This window comes from Geoalkalibacter ferrihydriticus DSM 17813 (assembly GCF_000820505.1).
In the GTDB taxonomy this organism is placed as follows: domain Bacteria; phylum Desulfobacterota; class Desulfuromonadia; order Desulfuromonadales; family Geoalkalibacteraceae; genus Geoalkalibacter; species Geoalkalibacter ferrihydriticus.
Window position 1 is genome coordinate 1,327,942 of sequence record NZ_JWJD01000001.1, and the last position, 22,198, is coordinate 1,350,139.

The 22,198-nt window shown below is 60.9% G+C and carries 13 protein-coding genes; 9 read left to right on the top strand and 4 right to left on the bottom strand.

Features of this window, described 5'->3' with window-relative positions:
• Positions 1-5: 5 nt before the first annotated feature.
• Entirely contained in the window at positions 6-3,038 is a 3,033-nt protein-coding gene (gene fdnG / locus GFER_RS05970) for a formate dehydrogenase-N subunit alpha (protein ID WP_082047879.1), read from the bottom strand.
• A gap of 329 nt (positions 3,039-3,367) precedes the next feature.
• Here fdnG (GFER_RS05970) and GFER_RS05980 point away from each other — a divergent pair, with 329 nt between their 5' ends.
• The 3 genes from GFER_RS05980 to GFER_RS17555 are packed head-to-tail and all read left to right on the top strand — an operon-like array spanning position 3,368 to position 8,324.
• Entirely contained in the window at positions 3,368-4,735 is a 1,368-nt protein-coding gene (locus tag GFER_RS05980) for a sigma-54-dependent transcriptional regulator (protein ID WP_040096946.1), read from the top strand.
• 47 nt (positions 4,736-4,782) lie between these two features.
• Positions 4,783-5,967, top strand: coding sequence for an ABC transporter substrate-binding protein (locus tag GFER_RS05985; protein ID WP_040096948.1), 1,185 nt, complete (start codon positions 4,783-4,785; stop codon positions 5,965-5,967).
• Positions 5,967-8,324: a two-component system sensor histidine kinase NtrB gene (locus GFER_RS17555; RefSeq protein ID WP_052446005.1), complete on the top strand. Its 2,358-nt coding sequence runs from the start codon at positions 5,967-5,969 to the stop codon at positions 8,322-8,324. Before GFER_RS05985 ends, GFER_RS17555 begins: the two co-directional genes overlap by 1 nt.
• A 132-nt stretch (positions 8,325-8,456) precedes the next feature.
• Here the strand turns inward: GFER_RS17555 and nrfD are convergent, their stop codons facing one another.
• From nrfD to fdnG (GFER_RS06005), 3 genes are read right to left on the bottom strand one after another with little or no spacing between them, the layout of a single operon-like run.
• Complete coding sequence (nrfD, locus tag GFER_RS05995) at positions 8,457-9,713, bottom strand: NrfD/PsrC family molybdoenzyme membrane anchor subunit (RefSeq protein ID WP_052446006.1); 1,257 nt, start codon at positions 9,711-9,713, stop codon at positions 8,457-8,459.
• Complete coding sequence (locus GFER_RS06000; protein WP_052446007.1) at positions 9,710-10,633, bottom strand: 4Fe-4S dicluster domain-containing protein; 924 nt, start codon at positions 10,631-10,633, stop codon at positions 9,710-9,712. Before GFER_RS06000 ends, nrfD begins: the two co-directional genes overlap by 4 nt.
• Positions 10,630-13,638: a formate dehydrogenase-N subunit alpha gene (gene fdnG / locus GFER_RS06005; protein ID WP_082047881.1), complete on the bottom strand. Its 3,009-nt coding sequence runs from the start codon at positions 13,636-13,638 to the stop codon at positions 10,630-10,632. The genes GFER_RS06000 and fdnG (GFER_RS06005) overlap by 4 nt, the downstream gene beginning before the upstream one ends.
• 345 nt (positions 13,639-13,983) lie before the next feature.
• Between fdnG (GFER_RS06005) and GFER_RS06015 the strand changes: the two genes are divergently transcribed.
• From GFER_RS06015 to GFER_RS06040, 6 genes are all read left to right on the top strand, one after another.
• Positions 13,984-14,577: a methyltransferase domain-containing protein gene (locus tag GFER_RS06015; protein WP_040096955.1), complete on the top strand. Its 594-nt coding sequence runs from the start codon at positions 13,984-13,986 to the stop codon at positions 14,575-14,577.
• Positions 14,578-14,788: 211 nt separating this feature from the next.
• Entirely contained in the window at positions 14,789-16,762 is a 1,974-nt protein-coding gene (locus GFER_RS06020; RefSeq protein ID WP_040096957.1) for a TonB-dependent receptor plug domain-containing protein, read from the top strand.
• A 25-nt stretch (positions 16,763-16,787) separates the two neighbouring features.
• Positions 16,788-17,549 (top strand): DUF4198 domain-containing protein, encoded by a 762-nt coding sequence (locus GFER_RS06025; RefSeq protein WP_052446008.1) that lies wholly within the window; start codon positions 16,788-16,790, stop codon positions 17,547-17,549.
• Between the two features lie 238 nt (positions 17,550-17,787).
• Positions 17,788-19,341, top strand: a complete 1,554-nt coding sequence (locus GFER_RS06030) for a DUF2868 domain-containing protein (protein ID WP_040096960.1) — start codon at positions 17,788-17,790, stop codon at positions 19,339-19,341.
• The gene (locus tag GFER_RS06035) at positions 19,334-20,758 is read left to right on the top strand and encodes a DUF3482 domain-containing protein (protein WP_040096962.1); all 1,425 of its coding nucleotides are present in this window, start codon (positions 19,334-19,336) and stop codon (positions 20,756-20,758) included. Before GFER_RS06030 ends, GFER_RS06035 begins: the two co-directional genes overlap by 8 nt.
• Positions 20,758-22,191, top strand: coding sequence for an aldehyde dehydrogenase family protein (locus GFER_RS06040; RefSeq protein ID WP_040096963.1), 1,434 nt, complete (start codon positions 20,758-20,760; stop codon positions 22,189-22,191). Before GFER_RS06035 ends, GFER_RS06040 begins: the two co-directional genes overlap by 1 nt.
• Positions 22,192-22,198 lie beyond the last annotated feature (7 nt).

Genomic DNA, 22,198 nt, shown 5'->3' on the forward strand with positions numbered 1-22,198 from the left:
GTTTATTACCCCCTTTTCTTCTCGACATTGACCATGAACGCCTTGGTTTCCGGAATCATGGTGTTGGCATCGCCGATGGTCGGCGTCAGCAGGTTGGCGCTGTCCCCGGATTTGGGTGAATGCCAGCCGTAATGATAAGGCAGCCCGACCTGGTGGATGGTCATGTTCTGCACCTTGAAGGGTTTGAAGCGCGGGGTAACGACAGCCACGGCTTCGACCTTGCCGCGCCCTGAGGAGACCACGCACCAGTCGCCGTTCTTGATGCCTTTTTCCCGACCAAGTTCCACACTCAACTCGACGAAGTTCTGCGGCTGCATTTCCATCAGCCAGGGGGTGTTGCGCGTCATGACCCCGGTCTGCCAGTGTTCCGTTACGCGATAGGTGCTGGCCACATAGGGATAGCGCGTATCGCAGCTGAAGTATTCATCCTTCGGGAACAGACGGATGGTCGGGTTGATGCGCTGGTTGTGGAACGGGTTTTTGTCCAGGGGGCACTCCAGGGCCTCGTAATGCTCCGGGAACGGCCCGTCGTTCAAGCCGGGAGCAAAGAGATTGGCGACCCCGTCGGCGGTCATGATGAAGGGCTTTTTGCCGGCGCTGTCGTCCATGGGCCGCCAGCCGCCATCGGGCACGTCGCCCGCCCAGGCATTGCCCGTCCACCAGATGACCGGCCGTTTGGGATCCCAGGGACGTCCCTGGCCGTCGACGGAGGCGCGATTGTAGATGATACGCCGGTTGACCGGCCAGCACCAGGCCCACTCGGGGTGCAGGCCGATGCCGCTGGGATCCTTTTGCCCACGCCGCGCCATCATGTTGCCCTGCTCGGTATAGCTGTTGCAGTACAGCCAGTTGCCCGAGGATGTCGAGCCGTCGTCCTGCAACAGGGCAAAGCTCGGGACCTGTTCGCCTTTTTTGTAGAGGCGTCCGCCGATTTCCTTGTCCTCGACGAAGTACCCGTTGATCTCCTTGGCAATGACATGGGGGTCGATGTGCGGGATGTAGCCGTTAGGCAGCTTGAAGCCGTAATTCCAGGAGAGGTTGAGAATCGGATCGGGGAATGCGCCGCCCTCGGTGGCATATAGCTGCCGGATGCGGAAATACAGCTCATTGATCATATCGCCGTCAGGTTTGGAATTACCCACCGGCTTGGCGCCTTCGTAGCGCCACTGCGCCAGGCGTCCCGAGTTGGTGACCGAGCCCTCTTTCTCGAAGAAGGCGGCCGCCGGCAGAAAGAACACTTCGGTGTCGATTTCGGCCGGGTTGACGCCCGGGCCCTTCCAGAAGGAGGCGGTTTCGTTGTCGAACAGGTTGGCGGTCACCATCCAGTCGAGCTTGCTCAGAGCTGTTCGAACCTTGTTCGAATCGGAGCCCGAGCAGGCGGGGTTCTGGCCCCAGGCGAAGAAGCCCTTGATGCCGCCCTCGAACATGCGATCGAAGAGCATCAGCCAGGAGCCATTCTGCCCGGCGTCGAGCTTGGGCATGTAGTCGTAGCCGAAGCCCTGTTCTGCGCCCAGGCTGTGATCGTAGTAGGCGCGCATCAGCGAGGTGATGTACTTGCCGCGATTGCCCCACCAGTTGGCGCTTTTGGGGTCGCTGGTCGCGGGGGTGTGACGCTTGATGTAGCTCTCCAGATCGGGCAGATTCGCCGTCGGCGTCGGCAGGTAGCCGGGCAGGATGTGGAAGAGCAGGCCATAATCGGTTGAGCCCTGGACGTTGGATTCGCCGCGCAGGGCGTTGACCCCGCCGCCGGCCAGGCCGATATTGCCGAGCAGCAACTGAATCATGGCCATGGTGCGAATGTTCTGGGTGCCCACGGTATGCTGGGTCCAGCCCATGGCGTACATGATCGTCGCCACCTTGTCGCGCTTGCCCGTGGCGGCGTAGGCTTCATAAACCGCCAGCAGTTTGTCCTGGGGGGTGCCGGTGATATCGGAGACCACCTCAGGGGTGTAGCGCGCGTAGTGCTTGCGCATCAGTTGGAAAACACAATTGGGATCCTGCATGGTCGGATCGGTCTTGGGAGTGCCGTCTTCATTGCGCTGAAACGACCAGGCCGATTTGTCGTAGCTGCGGCTCTCGGCATTGTAGCCCGAGAACAGGCCGTCGAGTTCCCCGGGCATCTTGAAGTCTTCGCGTACCAGGAAGGAGGCGTTGGTATAGAGCCGTACGTATTCGTCCTGGAACAACTGGTTTTCAAGGATGTAGTGGATCATCCCGCCGAGAAAGGGGATGTCGGTGCCCGAACGCAGGGCGGCGTAGATGTCGGCTTTGGACGATGTGCGGGTGAAGCGCGGATCGACGCTGATCAGGGTGGCGCCGCGATCCTTGGCTTCGAGAACGTATTTAAAGGAGATGGGGTGGTTTTCAGCGGGGTTGGCGCCCATCATAAGGATCACGTCCGCGTTGCGGAGGTCGATCCAGTGATTGGTCATGGCGCCGCGGCCGAAGGTGGCTGCCAAACTGGCAACCGTGGCGGAGTGTCATATACGTGCCTGGTGTTCGATGTAAACCAGTCCCAGGCCGCGCAGAAATTTTTGATAAAGGTAGCATTCCTCATTGTCCAGGGCAGCGCTGCCGATGGAGGCGATGGCGTCGGTGCGGTTGACCGTCTCGCCTTTTTCATTCGTCTCCATGAAACTTGCGTCGCGGGTGCTCTTGACGCGCCGCGCAATCTGGTCGAAGGCCCAGTCCCAGGAAACCTTGCGCCACTCACGCTCGCCCTTGCCGCGATACATGGGCTCTCTGACACGGGCTTTGTTGTGGTGCAGTTGATACACCGACGAGCCCTTGGGGCACAGGGTTCCGCGATTGATGGGGTGATCCGGATCGCCCTCGGTGTTGATGATCGTTCCGCCCTGGTTGTGCACGATGAGGCCGCAGCCCACCGAGCAATAGGGGCAGATGGTGGTTGTTTCCCGGGCGTACTGAATCGCCAGGGGTTGGGCATAGGCTTCGGCGGGTTTCAGACCGATGCCCAGAACGGAGGCGCCTACCGCGCCGCCCGAAACTTTGAGGAAACCGCGTCTATTCAGCTTCATCCTCGACTCCTTTCCAGTGAAAAAAATATGTCGGCGACAAAACCGGTCAAAGTGTCTTCTGCCAGTCTTCTGCCGACCATGGACAAAATAGCGTTGACGCCATAAGAGCAAGCCCCATACCAACGTTCTAATTTTGTGAAATAGGTTGTGTTTACGGAATGTTAGGGCTTGGCCTGATGATAGGGGCGCGCCTCGGGCGGAATGACGCGGTTGTATATTTTTTTCATACAGTGTATACATTTTATCCAGGTCGTTGATTGGGAAGATGTTAAACGGTGTTTTTTTATTCATTGGCGTGTGTTAGTGTTGCCGGTGGCTGTGGAGACTTGATGACACGACGAATTTATATCTGCGACGACGAAGAAGGGATGCTGCGCTATCTGAGCAAAACCGTGTCGGACTGGGGCTTCGATGTGAGAACCTTCGCCTCGGCACTGGAGTTGCTCGCGGTTCTGGAAAAAGAGGAAGAGCAGAGTGGAGTGCTGCTGCTCGATATTCGCATGCCCGAGATGGATGGATTGGCGGTCCTGGCACGGGTTCGCGAGAAATATCCGGAGCTTGGTGTGGTCATGATGACCGGCTACGGCACCATCGATTCGGCGGTGGACGCCATCAAGCAGGGTGCCTTCGACTACCTCACCAAGCCCTTTCCTGAAGAACGCCTGGAAACGGTCCTCGGGCGCTGTTTCGAGCGTCAGCAATTGGTGGCGGAAAACCGCGCCCTGAAAAAGGATCTGCAAAGTCGCCTGGCGCCTGGAGAGATCATCTATCGCAGCCGCCGCTTCCGTGAGGTGCACGATATGGCGCTGCGCGTGGCCGAGAGCGACGTGTGCGTTCTGCTTTTGGGAGAAAGCGGCACCGGCAAGGAACTGGTCGCGGCCGCCATTCATTACGCCAGCCCGCGCACCGAGCGGCGTTTTCTTGCCATTAACTGCGCGGCGCTGACGGAAACTTTGCTCGAGAGCCAGCTTTTCGGTCATGTGCGCGGGGCCTTTACCGGCGCGGCACAAAACCAGAAAGGTCTTCTGGAAGAGGCTGATGGGGGCACGCTGTTTTTGGACGAAGTCGGCGAATTGAGTCCCGGCCTGCAAGCCAAGCTGCTGCGGGTATTACAGGAAGGGGAATTTATCCCTGTCGGGTCGACCCGTGCCAAGCGCGTCGATGTACGCTTTGTCGCCGCGACCAACAAAGATCTTGAAGAAATGGTGGCTGCGGGAACCTTTCGCGAAGATCTCTTTTATCGCCTCAATGTGTTTGCCCTGCAGTTGCCTCCCTTGCGCGAGCGTCCCGAAGACGTGGAAATCCTGGCCCGGCATTTCCTGGAACGCGCCGCCATACGCCTGGGGCGCAATTTTGAAGGTATTGCTCCGCAGGCCCTGGAAGCCCTGCGCAATTACTCCTGGCCGGGCAATGTGCGCGAATTGCAGAATGTTATCGAGCGCGGAACCATTCTCGCTCGGGGACCCTATATCGGGCCCGAGGATCTGCCCTTGCAACTCAGCCGTCCGAAAAGTTTGGATAAGTGCGAGGACGGCACGGAGCCTTTGACCCTGCGCGATGCCGAGCGTCTGCAGGTCGCACGGATTTTAAGCCGCACGGGTTGGAACAAGAGTCGCGCCGCCCGCATGCTCGACATTACCCGCCGCACCCTGGATCGTAAAATCCAAGATTACGATCTGTCGCTCGACAAGCCATAAACGGCCAAGGTTATCCCCTTTGATCCCTTATTTTGCATAGGCCAGCCATGCTTCGTGTCCGCGTCATTTTGCTGCTGATACTGCTCTTGCCGGTCCAAAGTGTTTACGCCGCGGACATTTTGCTCGGCATGTCCACCGCCCTGACCGGGCCCACTGCCGAACTGGGCACCGCCATGCGCGACGGCGTGCTGCTGGGACTCGAGCGCATCAATCGCGACGGCGGCGTCGATGGTCGAAAACTGCGCCTGGTGGTTCTTGACGACGGGTATGAGCCTGCGCGCACGGCGCCCAACATGCGGCGGCTTATCGAAGAAAAACAGGTGCTGGCGATCATCGGCAACGTGGGAACGCCCACCGCCATCGCCTCGCTGCCGGTGATTCGCGAGCACCGGGTGTTGTTCTTTGCGCCCTTTACCGGCGCCGGCGTGCTGCGTCAGACCCCCCCCGAACGCTACGTCATCAATTTGCGCGCCGGCTACACCGAGGAAATCGATGCCATGGTCGATGCACTGGTGCGCCACGGCGGGTTGCAACCGGAGGATATCGCCTTTTTCACCCAGCGCGACGGTTATGGAGATTCCGGATACGTTTCAGGTTTTTCAGCCCTGCGTCGTCATGGTCTTGCCGATGAGCGCCAGGTTCTGCATGTTCGTTATCCGCGCAACACCCTGGCGGTGGAAAACGCCTTGGCCGATGTTCTGCTTGCCGAAAAAACGCCGCGCGCCATCATCATGGTCGGCGCCTATGACCCCTGCGCAAAGTTTGTGCGCCTGGCCCGCGAAGCCGGGCTCGAATCCCTGTTTCTGAGCGTCTCGTTTGTCGGCGGAGATTTTTTGGCCGAAGCGTTGGGACCTGGGGTTGAAGGCGTGGTGGTGACCCAGGTGGTTCCTCACCCACGGGATCGCAGCCTGAGGGTTGTGGATGATTACCTGAGCGACCTGCACAGCCTGGCTCCCGAACTTTCACCGACCTTTGCGGCCATGGAAGGTTATCTGGCGGCGCGATTGTTGGGACTGGGCCTGGCGCGGGTGCAGGGCGTGCCGAGCCGCGAGAGCTTGATCGATGCCCTGGAGACTCTGGGGCGTATTGATCTGGGATTGGGGCGCCCTTTGCAACTCGGCCCCCAGCGTCACCAGGCCAGTGACCAGGTGTGGCCCACCCTTCTGCGCCAGGGCCGTCTGATGCCTATGGATTGGCCGCAAATCGCCGACTTGGTTCCGGAGCGCCCCTGATGTCCGGCGATCATCGTCGCACCGTACTGTTGCTGGTCTGGACCCTGGTGTCCATCGGCTTGCTTTCAGGCGCTCTGACCAACGGTCTGGTCGGCTGGACGCTGCTGACCTTGAATCGCGAGCGGATCCAGATGTTCGAGCAGGACCGTCAACTGGTCCAGTCTGCCGAGCGCCTACAGCGTTTGGGACAGGACGCGCGCAGCGACATCAGCCTGCTGCTGCAGGGAAATCTGGTGCGCACTGAGGAGTTTTCAGCCGACGAATTCACCGCGATTGCCCGCACTCTGGCCAACGAGTTCGTTGAGCATTCCGGCGCCCGAACCTTTGATGATCTGCACGCCGCGGGGCGCGACCTTGCCGATTTGCGCTCCCAGGCGATGGCCTGGGTGATGCGCTATATTCCGGTCGCCGCCGACCAGCGCGAAAAGCGCACCCTTGGGCAGATGCGTTTGCTTCTCGAAGAAATGCGCGCCGCGGCGGAGACCCTCGAAGGTCGTCAGCGGTTGGAGGAAGCCAAGGTCTTGAGACGCTGGCGGCAGGCCGATGCCCGCCATTCCGCGGCCCTGGCGCAGGAATTTCTCGAAATGCAGGCCGATCTGCGCTCGCGCATCGTCAAGGAAGTTCGCACCGAACTGGCTGAACTATCGCGGCTGGTGGAAACCCTGGCGGGAGAGGATCAGCTCGATCACCTCGCCGATCTACGTGATAATCAGCTCAAGCCGGTCCTCGATCGTCTCGAACAGCAACTCCTCTGGCTGGCGCAGGACGATGTGGATGCCGCCGGGTTGGCGCCGGGGCAGGTGCTTGCTTTGCGCGATGGTCTCTTCGGGCGTGGTCATCAGGTCCTCGCTGAATACCAGACCATTCGCCTCGGCGAGGGCGGGCTGTTCCGTCTCAGTGCCGATGCCCTCCTTCTGCGCCAAGAGCGCGAAGGGCTACAGGAACGCGCGCAGGAACTCTTCGCCCGCATTGAACAGATACATCCCGTGATGGCTGAACTGGCCAGTCTGCGGAGCCGGACGGTGACCCGCCAGGCCGAGGAGAGTCTGATGCGCGGACTGAGCAATCTGATGCTGCTCAGCGTTTTGGTCATGGGCGGCTTTCTTGGCCTGGGTTGGCTGATTTCACGCCGGGTGGGAAATCAGGTCAGGATTATGGGCCGGTTGCGACGGCACAACGAGCTGATTCTCAACTCGGCAGGGGAGGGCATTCTCGGGCTGGATCGCACCGGGCGGGCCTCCTTCATCAATCCCGCCGGTGCGCGCCTACTCGGCTCCCCTGCCGATGAAATCATCGGCGGTGATCATCGCCGCATCTTTTATCGGTCGCCCGACGGGCAGACTCCTCCCTGTGCCACACCCGGCCTTTTGAATCAGGTTCTGCAGGATGGTGCGGTGATACGAGACGAGGACCATTTGTTTTTGCGACCCGATGGGAGCGCTTTTTCCGGCGAATACACCGCCACGCCCATTCACAACGAGCGGGGGCTGATCGAAGGAGCGGTGGTGACATTTGTCGATATCACTGCGCGTAAGCAGGCCGATGCCGCCCTCAAAAAAACCCTCGCGGAACTTGATGACCTCAACCGCAGCCTCGAGGTCAAGGTGGTCGAGCGCACCCAGGCGCTGGAAGAAAAGAACCGTGAACTGCTGCGCACCCAGGAAGAGCTGGTGCGCAAGGAGAAGCTGGCTGCCATCGGCTCCCTGGCTTCCGGCGTCGCCCATGAAATCAATAACCCCGCGGCCATCATCCGTGGCAATGTTGAAATTCTTCGCCGTCGTCTCAAAGACGAAGATGCCGGGCGCGAAGAGGTTTTGGAAATCCTCAAGCACACCGAGCGTATTTCACGCATTACTCAGAGCCTGTTGCTCTTTGCGCGCGAGCAGAATCTTCCCCCCGCGGCGCGCGAAGATGTCGAGATCAATGCCCTGCTCGACGACATTCTCGCCCAGGCCTCGCATCAGGTCAGTTTTGCCGGAATCGAGGTGGTGCGCAGCTTTGCCGCCGATCTTCCCCTTCTGGCAGCCGACCGGGAAAAATTGCGCCAGGTGTTTACCAACCTTGTGCTCAATGCGGTGCAAGCCATGGAGAACGGCGGGATTCTGCGTGTCACCACCGGTTGCGACGCGAGTCGTCTTGAGGTGCGGGTCGCGGATAGCGGGCCGGGGATTGCTCCCGAGGTGCGTGCAATGATCTTCAATCCCTTCTTTACCACCAAAAAGACAGGTACGGGGCTTGGACTTGCGGTTTCTTACGGCATCGTACAGGCTCTTGGCGGAGCCTTGGATGTAGATAGCGAACCCGGCCGGGGCGCCACTTTCACCGTGCACCTGCCGATGATCACGAAATCGCACTGATCCGATCCTGTTCTACCCGTCCCTCGCCGATCCTTTTTTGTCAGGGTGTTTCTGCCTCTTAAAAAAAAGCCCGCGACATGCAAGTCGCGGGCTTTTTTCATCATCAGACGAGCAGATCGCGCAGCTTCGAGGTTACTGCGGATCCACCACGGGGATCGGTTTAGTCCGAGATGTAGACTGTGGCTCGACGGCCTGTGATTCTTCGGCCCTCTCGATCTTGTGGAAGCGGTCGGGAATGGAGTAGTCGACGGTTTCCGGATGATGCTCGAAGATCGGGAAGTATTTGGCAATGAGCACGAAGAACAAAATGTGCGCGGCGATGATGCCGATGGTCACCACCGATTCAAGGATGTTGGGGACATATATCTGCTGGCCCGGTTGGATCATGGCGAACATGGACACATTGAAGCGGTTGAGCACCAGGCCGAAGATGACCAGACCGGCGGCGCGCAACTGCATGGATTTGTCGGTGCGGATGCGGCTCTGGAGAAACATCCAGAAAGGCAGCAGCAGGCCGACGGTGATCTCGACCACGAACAGAGTGGTCAGGACCGGGCGATCAAAGAGCGGCCCCTGGGGCGCGGCAATAAGGGGCACGAATTTGGCGATCATGTAGGCGCCCATGACCCAGGGTACGATACGCGTCAAGGTCGCCAGCAGCTTGGATTCATCAGGCTGGTTCATGTAGCGGTGGCAGAGGCTGGCTTCGAGCATGACGATGCACAAGCCGGTGAAGATCGCCGAGAGCCAGAATTGCAGGGGCAGCAGCGGCGTGTACCAGAGGGCATGCAGCTTATCCACCGCGATGAGGAAGAAGGTGCCCAGGGTCGACTGATGCAGGGTCGAAATCATCGCCGCGAGAATCGCAAAAGGCACCTGCAGGTTGCGCAGCAGGCGCAGGGGAATATGCCAGCCGAAACGCTCCGACACTGGATGCAGAAACTCGAGAAACAGCACCGTGGTGTAGGCCATGACGCACATGGAGACTTCGAACATGGGTGAATGCACGTTCCAGTTCCAGGGGAAGAGAACATAGACGCCGCGTTGCGGCTGACCCAGATCGAGGAGCAGTCCGACACACACCAGCGAATAGCCGAGGAAACCGGTGACGATGGCCGGCCGCACCAGGGGTTCGAGCTTTTCGATGCGGAACACATGGGCTACGACGCCGACGGTGAAAGCACCGGCCGCCAAGGGCACGGCCGTGACCACGTCAAAGGAAATCCACAGGCCCCAAGGGTAGGTGTCGTTGAGATTGGTGGTGGCGCCGAGGCCGAAGATGAAACGGATCGCACCACCCACCGCAGCCAGAGCGACGAGGAAAATGAGAAATTTGATGAAGCGGTGATAGCCCTGTATTTCATTAATGACGGATTTGGCGGCGGTCATGAGTGCTGATCCTCCTTGGCATCTGCGGAAGCCTTCCCGCGTGCGGGGAGATCTGCTTCCGTTCCTTTTTGCGCGCTTTCTTTCTGCTCTTCGGGATGCTGAAACATGGCTGAAAGCATGCCCGCCTGTTCCTTTTTCACCCGCTCTTTGCGGTGCTGGAACCAGGAGACGGCCGAGAGAGTGGCTCCTACGCCGATGAACACCCCCGGAACCAGACGCAGGGCCTGCCAGGTGTAGGAGGGCAGGGCGCGCATGGTCACCGGTTTGAAGCCGAGTTCATCGAAGGGTAGCGCCGTGAGGTAAATGACGCAGGTGCCGCCGGCCTCGTCCTTGCCGTAGACCTTCTGCAGGTAACGGTCCGGAAAAGCGGCCAAACGCCGCTCGGCCTCCTTGATCATCTCGTCGCGCGGGCCGTAGGTGATGGCCGTGGGGCAGGTGGTCACGCAGGCCGGTTCGAGGCCTTCCTTGACGCGGCTGTAACAGCCGGTGCACTTGCGCACCAGGGGAAAGGCCTTGCTCCATTCGTAAGTCGGCACGCCGAAGGGGCAGGCGATCATGCAGAAACGGCAGCCGATGCAGGTCTTGTCCTTGTAAATGACCGGGCCTTCGGGGGTCTTGACGAAGGCGGCGACGGGGCATACCGAGACGCAGGCCGCATCGTTGCAGTGCATGCACATTTCTTTGTAGAAGGCGAATTCGTTCTGCCCGTTGCGCTCATAGTCGCGGAATTTGATGCGGGTGAAAGTGAATTCGCTCATAGCGGGGGGGTTCTCGTAGCCCTCGCCGGTAAAGAAGGTGGTCTCTTCAGCCTTTAATTGGTTCCACTGCTTACATGCCACCTGGCAGCCGCGGCAGCCGGTGCATTTGGTCAGGTCGATGAGAAATGCCTTGTTGCGGCTGAAATCTTTTTGTGCACTCATGCCTTCTTACCCCCTTTCTCGATGTTGCAGAGAAACGCCTTGTATTCGGGGATGGTGGTGTTGGCACAGCCCACCGCCGCCGTAAGAACATTGGCGCTGTCACCCTTAGCCAGTCCGGCGAAGCCGAAATGCCAGGGCAGGCCGACCTGCTCGATCATCCGTCCGCCGACGCGCAAGGGTTTGATGCGCGAGGTTATCAGGGCGCGTGCTTCAATGGCGCCGCGTTCCGATGAGATCGTGACCATATCGCCGTTGTTGATCCCTTTCCAGCGTGCCAGTCCTTCGCTCATTTCCACAAACATATCCGGCACCAGTTCCACCAGCCAAGGCAGATTGCGGGTCATGGAGCCTGCCTGCCAGTGTTCGGACACCCGGTAGGAGGTGCCGATGTAGGGGAATTTCTCGCGATCGCTGAGCCTGGCCGGGGGGCGCACCGCCGGGTTGGTCTGCTGCTTACAGAAAAGATTTTCCGTGGGACTCTCCATGGGCTCGTAATGCGCCGGGAAAGGACCATCGGCAAGACCCGCGGAGAACAGCCGGCCGAAGCCTTCGGCGACCATGATGAAGGGATAGCGTCCGCCGGGCTTGTTCATGGGCGGCCAGCCACCATCAGGCACGTCGCCGTCCCAGCGACCTGTCGTCTCATTCCAGGCGATGACGATTTTCTTCGGATTCCAGGGGCGACCATCGGGGTCGACGGAGGCGCGGTTGTAGAGAATGCGGCGGTTGACCGGCCAGCACCAGGACCAGTTGGGATACATTTCAAGGCCGGTGGGGTCTTCCTGGCCGCGACGTTTCAACTTGTTGCCATCTTCTTCCGTGTAGGAGCCGCAATAGAGCCAGTTACCCGAAACGGTCGAGCCGTCGTCTTGCAGCGCGGTGAAGGCCGGCACCTGCTCGCCCTTTTTGTAGAGCTTGCCGCCGATCTGCACGTCGCGGGTGAAAAAGCCGTTGGTCTCTCTCGCGACCATTTCGATGTCCGGTTCATGGCCGTCGCCGTAATTCCACGCCAGGTTGACGATGGGCTCGGGGAACACGCCGCCTTGAGAATAGAGGTTCTTCAGGCGACGATAGAGCTGATCGATGATAAAGGCGTCGCTTTCGGCATGACCTGGCGGCTCCACCGCTTTGTAGCGCCATTGGGCCCAGCGTCCCGAGTTGGAGATGCTGCCCTCTTTTTCCACCGAACTGGCGGCCGGCAAATTGAACACTTCGGTCTGGATATCCTTGGGATTGACGCCGGGGCGTTTCCAGAAGACGCTGGTATCGGTCTCCCACAGATCGGCGGACACCATCCATTTGAGTTTGTCCAGCCCCCGGCCGATGCCCAGGGAATCCGGTCCGCCGACGATGGGGTTGGTCCCCATGCAGAACATCCCATCGAAGCCACCCTGCTGCAGGCGCTCCATGAGCATGATGTAGGAGTAGTTGCCGCTGCGTTTGGGCAGATAGTCGTAGCCGAAATCGTTGGCCGCGGTGGCATGCTCGCCCCAGAAAGCCTTGAGCAGACTGACCATATATTTGGGCATGTTGCTCCACCAGTTGGCGCTTTTGGGGTCGGTGGCGACCGGCGTGACGTTTTTCAACCAGGTGGACAGGTCCACGTCGTCGTATTCGGGCGATTTCATGTAGCCGGGCAGGATGTGGAAAAGCAAGGCATAGTCCGTTGAGCCCTGCACGTTGCACTCGCCGCGCAGGGCGTTGATGCCGCCCCCGGCGATGCCCACGTTGCCCAGCAGCAGTTGCAGCATGGCGTAGGAGCGAACGTTCTGGGTGCCGTAGGTGTGCTGGGTGGTGCCCATGGCATACATGATGGTGCCCGCCTTGTCGCTGCGCCCCGTTTCACAGAAGGCGCGTGCCACGGCCATGTAGTCCTGAATGGCAGTGCCGGTGACCTCGCACACCTTGGCCGGGGTGTATTCGGCGAAATGGGCTTTGAGCAACTGGTAAACACAACGCGGGTCCTGCAGGCTCATATCCTTGAGGGGTTGGCCATCCGCGGCGGTTTTGTAGCGCCAGCTCTTTTTGTCGTAGCTGTAGGTTTCGGGTGAGAAGCCGGAGAAGATGCCCTCGTCGAAATCGTAATTGTCGTCCACGATGAAAGCGGCGTTGGTATAGTTGAGGACATATTCCTTGTGAAACAGTTCGTTTTCCAGGGTGTAATTGATCAGCCCACCCATAAATGCGATGTCGGTGCCCGGCCGCAACTGGGCGTAGATCTGGGCTTTGGAGGACGTACGGGTAAAGCGTGGGTCGACGCTGATGAGCTTGGCGCCCTTGTCGATGGCCTTCTCCACATATTTGAAGGAGATGGGATGGTTTTCAGCGGGGTTGGAACCAATGGCCAGAATGACATCGGCGTGCTGAATGTCGTTCCAGTGATTGGTCATGGCACCACGACCGATTGAGGCCGCCAGACCGGCGACCGTAGCGCTGTGTCATATTCGCGCCTGGTGTTCGAGGTACCCAACGCCCATGGCGCGTGAGAACTTGCTCCACAGGTAGCACTCTTCGCTGTCCAGGGCTGCGCCGCCGAGAAAGGCCATGCCCTCGTTGCGATTGACGCGATAGGTTTTGCCGTCGATGGTTTCGCTGGCGATAAAGTTACGGTCGCGCGACTCCTTCATGAGCTTGGCGATGCGGTCCATGGCCCAATCCCAGGACTTCTCCTCCCAGCGGTCGCTGCCCGGGGCGCGGTACTGTACCTTGGTCAGGCGCCGCTCGTTGTTGGCCACCTGGTACATGGCGCTGCCTTTGGAGCAGAGCGAACCGCGGTTGATGGGGTGCTCGGGATCGCCCTCGATATTGACGATGCGTCCGCCCTTGGTGTGCACGATCATGCCGCAGCCGACCGCGCAGTAGGGGCAGATGGTGGTGGTGCTTTGCAGGCCTTTGGTGCGCAGATCCGGTGAATCCGGTCCCGCCTCGGCCGGGGTGCGGCTCAGGGCGACGGCCCCGACGGCAGCGCCGCTCCCTTTCAAAAAGTTCCTCCGGGAAATACCCATCCCTCTCTCTCCTTTCGTCATTGAATGTAATGCCTTGCGCATTACAGGTTGTCGCCCTTAGCGCAACAGTTGTGCCAGATGTTTACGGCATTGTGAGGTAAGTTTTTTTGCGTGTACTTCTAATGAGTTAGAGGGGCAGGGCGAAGGCTGTAGTGGTCTCGCGCGGAAGCTGTGCACTGGGTCATTGTGACCCGCTGGGTCGGAATGACCCGCTGGGAAAAGGTTATTTCATTGGCGATTCGGCGCCAAAGGGTGGATGATTTTTGCGGGTTGATCTAATCTGCCCGGAAGGTGGTTGCCTTTCAGGCGCTTTACCGCACCTGAAAAACTCACGGAAAGGCTGCTATGCCCACTCCTCTTCACGATGAGCGTCTCACGACAGTCTTGCAGGTGCTGCTGGCCCATGGCGTGCAGTCGGTTCTCGATCTTGGTTGCGGCCGCGGCGAAATGCTCGCCCTCCTGCTTGCCGAACCCCAGTTCACCAGGATCGTCGGCATGGATGTCTCGCCGCAGGCCCTGGAGGCGGCGCAGGGTCTGCGTGCGGGACAAGAGGAACGCCTTGACCTGGTGCATGGCTCCTACACTCAGCCCGTCGCAGGGCTGGACGGCTTTGATGCGGCGCTGCTGGTTGAAACCATTGAGCATCTTGACCCCAGTCGCCTGTCGCAGGTGGAACATGCGGTGTTTGACGCTTATCGCCCGCGGCTGGTGGTGATTACCACACCCAACCGTGACTACAATGTCCTGCATGGTCTGGCCGAAGGGGTTATGCGCCACCGTGGCCATCGCTTTGAATGGACGCGGGCCAAATTCAAATCCTGGGCCGAAGGCGTTGCCGCGCGCAACGGCTATGCGGTGGTTTTTGCCGATCTCGGAGCTGTTCATCTGCATCTTGGCGGGTCCAGCCAAATGGCCACCTTCACTCTGCGCGAAATCTAATAAAATTTCCAACAGACCAAGCGCGCCACCCCAAGCGTTGATGGCGTAGCACGAAAACAAAAAAGGTGTGTTAAAAGCCTTGACGGACGAAGTCTATTTCCTTATGGTGGCACGAAAAAGGAAAAAGTCACACTTCATGTTTCCCGTGGATTGGCATTGGGCAGGTTCTCATTGTCGAAAAGAATTCAAACAGGAAAGGATTGTTTTGCCCATGTGTATGAGTCGTTGGCTTCCCACTGCTTTTGCTGTTGCCTTGTTGCTGTCGCCGGTCGTTGCCGCCACGGCGGCGGCGCAACCCGTTAATCTGCAGGACGTGGTGGTCACCGGTACCCGCTCGCCCCACGCCCTGGCGGATGTGCCCGTTGAAACCCTGGTCATCAGCCGCGAAGAGATCGAACGCGCCCCGGTGCAGAATCTTCCCCAGCTGCTACGCACTCTGCCGGGAGTTTCCGCCACCAATCTCGACGATACCCTGGCTTCGGACAACCTGCGCCTGACCGTGCGCGGGCTGCAGCTCAACGAAGGCTACGGGTTGATTCTGGTGGACGGCAAGCGCATCCACGGCGGCCTGGGCGCCCACGGCGACTACGGCATCAGCCTCAACCAGATTCCCCTGAGCATGATCGAGCGCATCGAGGTGGTCAAAGGCGCCAGCTCCGCTCTGTACGGCGCTGATGCCATGGCGGGAGTCATCAACATCATTACCCGCGCGGTGCCGGCGCAGGCCAGTGTCGCCGGCGGAATCAATTACGGCCTCTACGACGTTCTGCCGCGCGCCGGGGTCAAGGCCGAAGACCCGACGCGGCGCACCGCCCTGGTGCATGCCAATCTCGGGGCGCCGGTCGGCGAATCCTCGGGCGTTATGCTGCAATTCGCCCATCAATCCGACGAGGGCAGCGACCGTGTCCCGCAAACGACCCGCCGCGACTCGGTCCTGGGCAAATGGCATACCGCGTTGACCGATACCTGGTCCGTCGATCTGGCCGGCGACCTGGCCTGGTCGCGCCGCGACGCGCCGCCGGCAACCGCGCGCTATGATCGCAAACTCGATGACTACCGGGCCTCCGCAGCCCTTAATTACAAGGATGACCGCCACGCCTGGACCCTCTCGGGATACCGCTTCAACCAGGATTTCGAGCAGGGTTACGATGGGTTCCCCCATGGCTTTCGCTTCGGCGATATCGGCTACTATCAGGCCGAGACCGTCTACACCTATTTCGGTGAGCGGCACTGGCTGACGGTAGGGGCAGAAGCTCAGCGCCAGCGCCTTGACTATCTGTTCAATAATTACCGCGACGGGGCCCTGGAGGCTCAGGTCAAGGTCAAGGAAAATGTCGATATCTACAGTGTGTTTATCCAGGATGAAATCTGGCTCCTCAACGAGAGGCTGATTCTGGTGCCGGGTGTGCGTTTTGAGGACCATTCCCGCTTCGGCGGTGAATTCAATCCCAAGTTCTCGGCAAGTCTGCGCACCGGCGAAGCCACCACTTGGCGGGCTTCCGTGGGCCGCGCCTTCAAGTCCCCGACCATCCGCCAGCTCTACTACGAAGGGCTTTACCGCCACGGCGACACCTACCATGAATCCAACCCCAACCTCGATCCCGAAACCGCCATCAATGCCAACCTGAGTGTCGAGCAAACCTGGTGGGGGGGGCTGCTCTGGGGAAGTTTCGGAGTGTTCCGCACGGACATCAAAGACATGGTCGTGCGTTTTGATACGGGGCGCATCTCCGAGGATGATCTGGCACTGCCCATCGAAAGCTACGAGAACGTTCAGAAAGCGCGTATCCAAGGAGCTGAACTGGCCTTTCGCGCGGGCGGCCCGCGCGGCTTCACCCTGCGCGGCAGCGGCGCCTGGACTTCGGCGGAAAACCGCGACACCGACCTGGATCTGCCCTACGTGCCCAATTATACGGCGGCGCTGATTCCCGGCTACGTCGCGGCCGACGGTCTGACCGGGGTTGAAACGACCCTGCTGGCGGTGGGCCGTCAGTATCGCAACACGGCCAACACCCAGCGCGTCGACGCCCATCAGATCGTCGATGTGCGCCTGTGGCGCGAACTCGGACCGCAGGTCACCGCCTCCCTGGATTTCGGCAACATCTTTGAGTCCAACAAGGGCGATAAGGAGTTTGCCTTCCGCCAGGGCCGCAGCGTCGTCGCCGGGCTCAATGCCCGTTTCTAAAACTGCTTGCAAAGGAAATCTTGTCATGCCGCAATCCGTCTCTTTGGTGATGCGTTCCCTGCTTCCGGCCGTGCTTCTGTTGTGCCTGGTCCTGACCCCGGCACATGCCCACTATCCCTGGCTTACCGTGCTGGAACAAAATCCCCTGCGCTTCGAGCTCAGCTGGGGGCACGAGTTTCCCCGCGACGGCATCCTCGCTGTCGAGCGCATCGCCGCGGTGCATCTGGTGCTTCCCGACGGTAGCGTTCGCGATCTTGTCCTGAGCCCCGGAGATGCGCACAGCGCCGGTCCCCTGGCGGACACCGGCCTGCATGTGCTGGCCGCGACGCAGGTGCCGAGTTTTTATTCCCTGACCGCTGATGGTGGAAAACGCGGTTCGCGCGCTGATTATCCCGAAGCGCTGAGTTGCAGCCAGTCGGAAAACAGCATGAAAACCCTGATTTCTCGCGGCGGAACGGAGGGTACCCCTGGGCAAGCGGTGGGACATCCCCTGGAAATTCTGCCCCTGGCCGACCCTGCCGCCCTCCAAGCCGGTGACGAATTTCCGGTGCGGGTGCTGTTTCGCGGCGCGCCTTTCAGCGGCACCCTCGAAGCCACTTGGGACGGTTACAGGGGCGACGAGGAATATGCGCTGAGCGCCGAGACGGATGAGGCGGGCGAGGCGCGCATTCCTCTGAGCAGCGCAGGTTTTTGGAAGATCGTCGCAAGAATGCAGGAGCCGCACCCGACCCCTGAACTCTGTGACTATCAGACCTATACATCGACGCTGACTTTTCACTTGCGCTGATTAATACCTCCCCTCATTTGATGTGCCCCCTGCGACGCCAGGGCCTTGAAATCGAGGCTCTGGTTTCCGCAGGGGCGCGCACGAGGCCTGGCTCGCTCATCCATTCCGCTTTTCCGCGCAAAGCTCCTTGCCTCAAGACCCACTTGCCCTTAGAATTCCCGTATACTTCTGCATTTAACCGTTTGGCCGGTTCGTGCCGGACAATGGCTGCCGCTATTCAACCTGCGCTGTTGAGTTTATGTCGAAAAACGCTTCTCCAGACTGGACGGTCGCCGATCTCGTCGACCTGGAGTATCTTCTGCTCCAGGACGGCGAAACCGATGCCGCGACCCTGGCCCGCCGTGATCGAGCCCTGTATCGGGCGCATCTGAGCGCTGAAGAGGATCGCCGCCGCCTGCTGCGCCGCTGGGTCGAGTTGCGCCGCGAGGCGCTCCGCAAGTCCGGCGCCGCGCCGCTGCCGGGAGAGGTGGTGGCGCTCATTCTGCGTCCCCTGCGCTTGCTGCTGTTTTTCCTCGGCGGTCTGTTTGGCGCGGGGCTCGCCTGGGGGGTTCTGAGCTACGCGGGCGATCGGCCCATTAACCTGTTTGCAGCCCTGGGGCTGCTGGTGGGGCTGCCCTTTGCGGCGAGCCTGGTGTCGGTTCTGTTGCCCGCCGTGCGCCTGTTCCGCCGCGGCACGCCGGCCGGCCGCCTGGGCTTCTGGCTGACCGGGGCGTTGCTGGCGCGCGTGGCCCGCCGCGCTTACGCCTTTCTTGGCGGGCGCGGCGCGAGCCAGGGGCGCATGGCCATGGCGCAGGGCTGGGGCGTGCTACGCGGCCGTGGCGGTCTTTATGTCGGCGCCATGGGCTGGCTGGCCTACGGGTTGATGCAACTGGCGGCCGTGGGATTCTCGCTGGGGGTGCTGGCGGCGGTTTTTTTGCGGGGCTGGATCGCTGATCTGGCCTTCAGCTGGCAGACCACCGCCCGTCTGTCAGCCGAGCAGGTGCATGGCTTCGCCGTGGCCCTGGCGCGGCCCTGGAGCACCTTTCTCGATCCGCCCCTGTCGCACCCGACCCTGGAGCAGGTGGCGGGGTCGCGCGTCTTTCTCAAAGAAGGCTTGCAGCAATTGGTCAGCACCGATCTGCAATCCTGGTGGTATTTTCTGCTCTGGGCGATTTTGTTATATGCCGTCGTGCCGCGCTTGATGTTGCTGGGCGCCTCCTGGTGGGGGGCGCGCCATGCGCGACGCAGGCTCTCGTTTCGGGACGCCCGTTGTGAGGCTCTGGTCCGGCGCATGCAGCATCCCCAGGTGCAGCTTGGCCGCGAAAACGCGGGCGAGGCGCAGCAGGCTTCTGTCTGTGATTTCCCGCCCGAGGAAGCTCACACCGGTTTTGCGGCCCTGCGTGTGCTGGTGCCCGTGGAATTGCGGCAACGGCCCGCTGCCGAGCGCCTGGAAACCGAGGTGCGCGAGGAATTTGGTGCCGAGGTGCAATCCTTGGCCGAGGTTGACCTGGATGAAGAGCAGGATGCCGCGATCCTGGACACCCTTGGCGAAACAGACGAAAAGGTCGCCGTATTGCTGATTCTCGAAGGCTGGCAGCCCTGCATTGTCGCCACCCTGGAATATCTCAAGGCCCTGCGCCGCACCCTGGGACCGGGGCGCCTGCTGGTCATCGGCCTGGTCGGGCGCGAAACGCCGGGACGCTGGGGAAGTTCCACCCCGGAGCATGAGTTCGATATCTGGCGCCAACGCCTGGCGGCCCTGGGTGATCCCTGGCTGCTGGTGCATAACTGGGGAGGGGTATCCCATGGCTGAAGTGCCGGTGTTTGCGGTGGTGGGGCATCCCAACGAAGGCAAATCCTCGGTGGTTTCCACCCTGACCGAGGATGATCTGGTGCCCATCAGTTCGGTACCGGGCGAAACGCGGGTGTGTACGCCCTACGCTATTCGCATCGACGGCGAAACCCTGGTGCGCTTCATCGATACCCCTGGTTTTCAGATGCCGGTGCAGACCTTGCGCTGGATGCACAATTACAGCGGCCCTGCCGAAGAGATGCTCGCGGATTTTATCCGCACCCACGAAGGCGATCCGCGCTTTAGCGACGACTGCGAGCTGTTGCGGCCACTGCTTGACAACGCCGGCATTGTCTATGTGGTCGATGGTTCGCGGCCCCTGCGCGCCAATGACGAGGCGGAAATGGAAATTCTGCGCCTCACCGGCCGCCCCCGCATGGCGGTGATCAATCCCAAGGCTGACGAAACCTCCTATGTCGCGGAGTGGAAAGCCGCCTTCGCCAAGACCTTCAATGCCAATCTGCAGTTCAACGCCCATCGCGCCACCTTTCATGAGCGCATCACCCTCCTGCAGGCCCTGCAATACATCGAGCAGGACTGGGGCCGGCCACTGGCGCGCGTGGTCGAGGCCCTGCGGGACGACTGGCACGGACGCCTGGAAGCCTCCGCCGATGCCATCCTGCATCTGCTCGAAGAGTCTCTGACCCTGACCCTCGCAGACATCAGTGAAGGCGAAGATGAGTCCGCCAGGCAGCGCCTGCATGACAAACTGGTCGCGGACTTTCAGGTCAGGCTCAGTGACCTCGAACAGAAGTGCTGGAAGAATCTCAAGGCCAGGTTTCTGCACAACAAGTTCAATGCCGACCTGGTGGCCGAAACGGTTGTGGACAAGGATCTTTTCGCTGCCGAAACCTGGCAGGTGCTCGGTCTGACGCGCAACCAGCTGAGCCTGGCTCTGGCCACTGCCGGTGCCGCTTTCGGGGCGGCGATGGATGGCGCGGCGGCGGGCACCACCTTTGGCATTTTTACCCTCGGTGGTGGTCTGGCCGGTGGCTTGGCCGGATGGAGCGGCACCCGGCCCTTGTCGCGCCTCAAAGTCGATTTGGGACCCTTTACCCGTGAGCTGGGCGGCTGTCGGGTCCAGGTCGGCCCGCTGCGTAATCCGCAGTTGATGTTTGTGTTGCTCGACCGCGCGCTGATTTATTTTCAGTGCGTCAGCAACTGGGCCCATGCCCGCCGTGAGGAGACGGCGGTGGCACTGCCCGAGGGCAAACAGGGGATGACAGCGGGATGGCCTGTCGAGCGGCGACGCCTGTTCGAAAAATTTCAGATCGCTCTACAGAAAGGCTACAGCGACAAGGTCGATGCGTTGAAACCGAAATTGCGCGCGGTACTGCTCGAGGTCATGAGTCAGGAGCCTGGGCCAAAGGAGGACTGATGCTCTACAAAAATTTCATCAACGGAGAGTGGCTGGCCGGCGACGGCGAAAAACCCAATATCAACCCCTCCGACCATGCCGATTTGATCGGCGTCTATGCCCAGGCCGACCGCCGGCAGGCCGCGGCTGCCGTGGCCGCCGCGCGTGCTGCCTTTGAGCCTTGGCAGGCGGTGGGCATTCAGGAGCGCCACGACATCCTTGATCGCATCGGCTCGGAGATCCTGGCGCGCCGCGAGGAACTCGGACGCCTGCTGTCGCGCGAAGAAGGCAAGACCCTGCCCGAAGGCATCGGTGAAGTCGCCCGTGCCGGCATGGTTTTCAAGTATTTCGCCGGGGAAGTGCTGCGGCCGGGCGGCGAACACTTGCCCTCGGTGCGCCCCGGCGTCGACGTCGAGGTGAGTCGCGAGCCGGTGGGCGTGGTGGCGGTCATCGCGCCGTGGAATTTTCCCATCGCCATCCCCGCCTGGAAAATCGCCCCGGCGCTGGCCTGCGGCAACTGCGTGCTGTTCAAACCCGCCGGCCTGGTGCCGGGCTCGGCCTGGGCGCTCACCGAAATCATTACGCGCAGCGGCCTGCCCGCCGGAGTTTTCAACCTGGTGATGGGATCGGGCGCGGAGGTGGGCGCAGCCCTCATCGAATCGCCGCAGGTCGACGCCCTGACCTTCACCGGCTCCAACGCCGTCGGCCGCAGCCTGGCACCGCAGATGGTGGCGCGCGGCGCGCGCGTGCAACTGGAGATGGGCGGCAAGAATCCCCTGGTGGTTCTCGATGACGCCGACCTTGACGTCGCGGTGCATTGCGCCATCCAGGGCGCCTTTTATTCCACCGGCCAGCGCTGCACCGCATCCAGCCGCCTGATTGCCACCGATGGCATCCATGATCGCTTCGTGCAGGAAATGGTTGAAAAAATGCAGACCCTGCGCGTCGACGATGCCCTCAAGGAGGGCACCGACATCGGCCCGGTGGTGGATCAGGCCCAGCTTGATCAGGATCTCGCCTATCTGCGTCTCGGCCGCGACGAGGGGGCCCGCCTGGCATACGGCGGCGAATTGCTGAGCCGAGACAAAGAGGGCTTCTATCTGTCTCCGGCGCTCTTCACCGACACCGATAACAGCATGCGCATCAATCGCGAAGAGATTTTCGGCCCCATCGCCACAGTCATTCGCGTCAAGGACTACGAAGCGGCCCTGGCGGTGGCCAACGACACCGAATTCGGTCTGACCTCGGGCATCGTCACCACATCGCTCAAACATGCGAGCGATTTCAAAAAACGCGCCCAGGCCGGACTGGTGATGATCAACCTGCCCACCGCCGGGGTCGATTATCACGTGCCTTTCGGCGGACGCAAGGGCTCGAGCTTCGGGCCGCGCGAGCAGGGCAGCTACGCGCGGGAGTTTTTCACCATCGTCAAGACCGCCTACACGGCGCCCTGAGGTTTAC

Coding starts and splice junctions, on each gene's coding strand:
- GFER_RS05980 (WP_040096946.1), top strand. CDS start 3,368: ATGACACGACGAATTTATATCTGCGACGACGAAGAAGGGATGCTGCGC.
- GFER_RS05985 (WP_040096948.1), top strand. CDS start 4,783: ATGCTTCGTGTCCGCGTCATTTTGCTGCTGATACTGCTCTTGCCGGTC.
- GFER_RS17555 (WP_052446005.1), top strand. CDS start 5,967: ATGTCCGGCGATCATCGTCGCACCGTACTGTTGCTGGTCTGGACCCTG.
- nrfD (WP_052446006.1), bottom strand. CDS start 9,713: ATGACCGCCGCCAAATCCGTCATTAATGAAATACAGGGCTATCACCGC.
- GFER_RS06000 (WP_052446007.1), bottom strand. CDS start 10,633: ATGAGTGCACAAAAAGATTTCAGCCGCAACAAGGCATTTCTCATCGAC.
- GFER_RS06015 (WP_040096955.1), top strand. CDS start 13,984: ATGCCCACTCCTCTTCACGATGAGCGTCTCACGACAGTCTTGCAGGTG.
- GFER_RS06020 (WP_040096957.1), top strand. CDS start 14,789: ATGTGTATGAGTCGTTGGCTTCCCACTGCTTTTGCTGTTGCCTTGTTG.
- GFER_RS06025 (WP_052446008.1), top strand. CDS start 16,788: ATGCCGCAATCCGTCTCTTTGGTGATGCGTTCCCTGCTTCCGGCCGTG.
- GFER_RS06030 (WP_040096960.1), top strand. CDS start 17,788: ATGTCGAAAAACGCTTCTCCAGACTGGACGGTCGCCGATCTCGTCGAC.
- GFER_RS06035 (WP_040096962.1), top strand. CDS start 19,334: ATGGCTGAAGTGCCGGTGTTTGCGGTGGTGGGGCATCCCAACGAAGGC.
- GFER_RS06040 (WP_040096963.1), top strand. CDS start 20,758: ATGCTCTACAAAAATTTCATCAACGGAGAGTGGCTGGCCGGCGACGGC.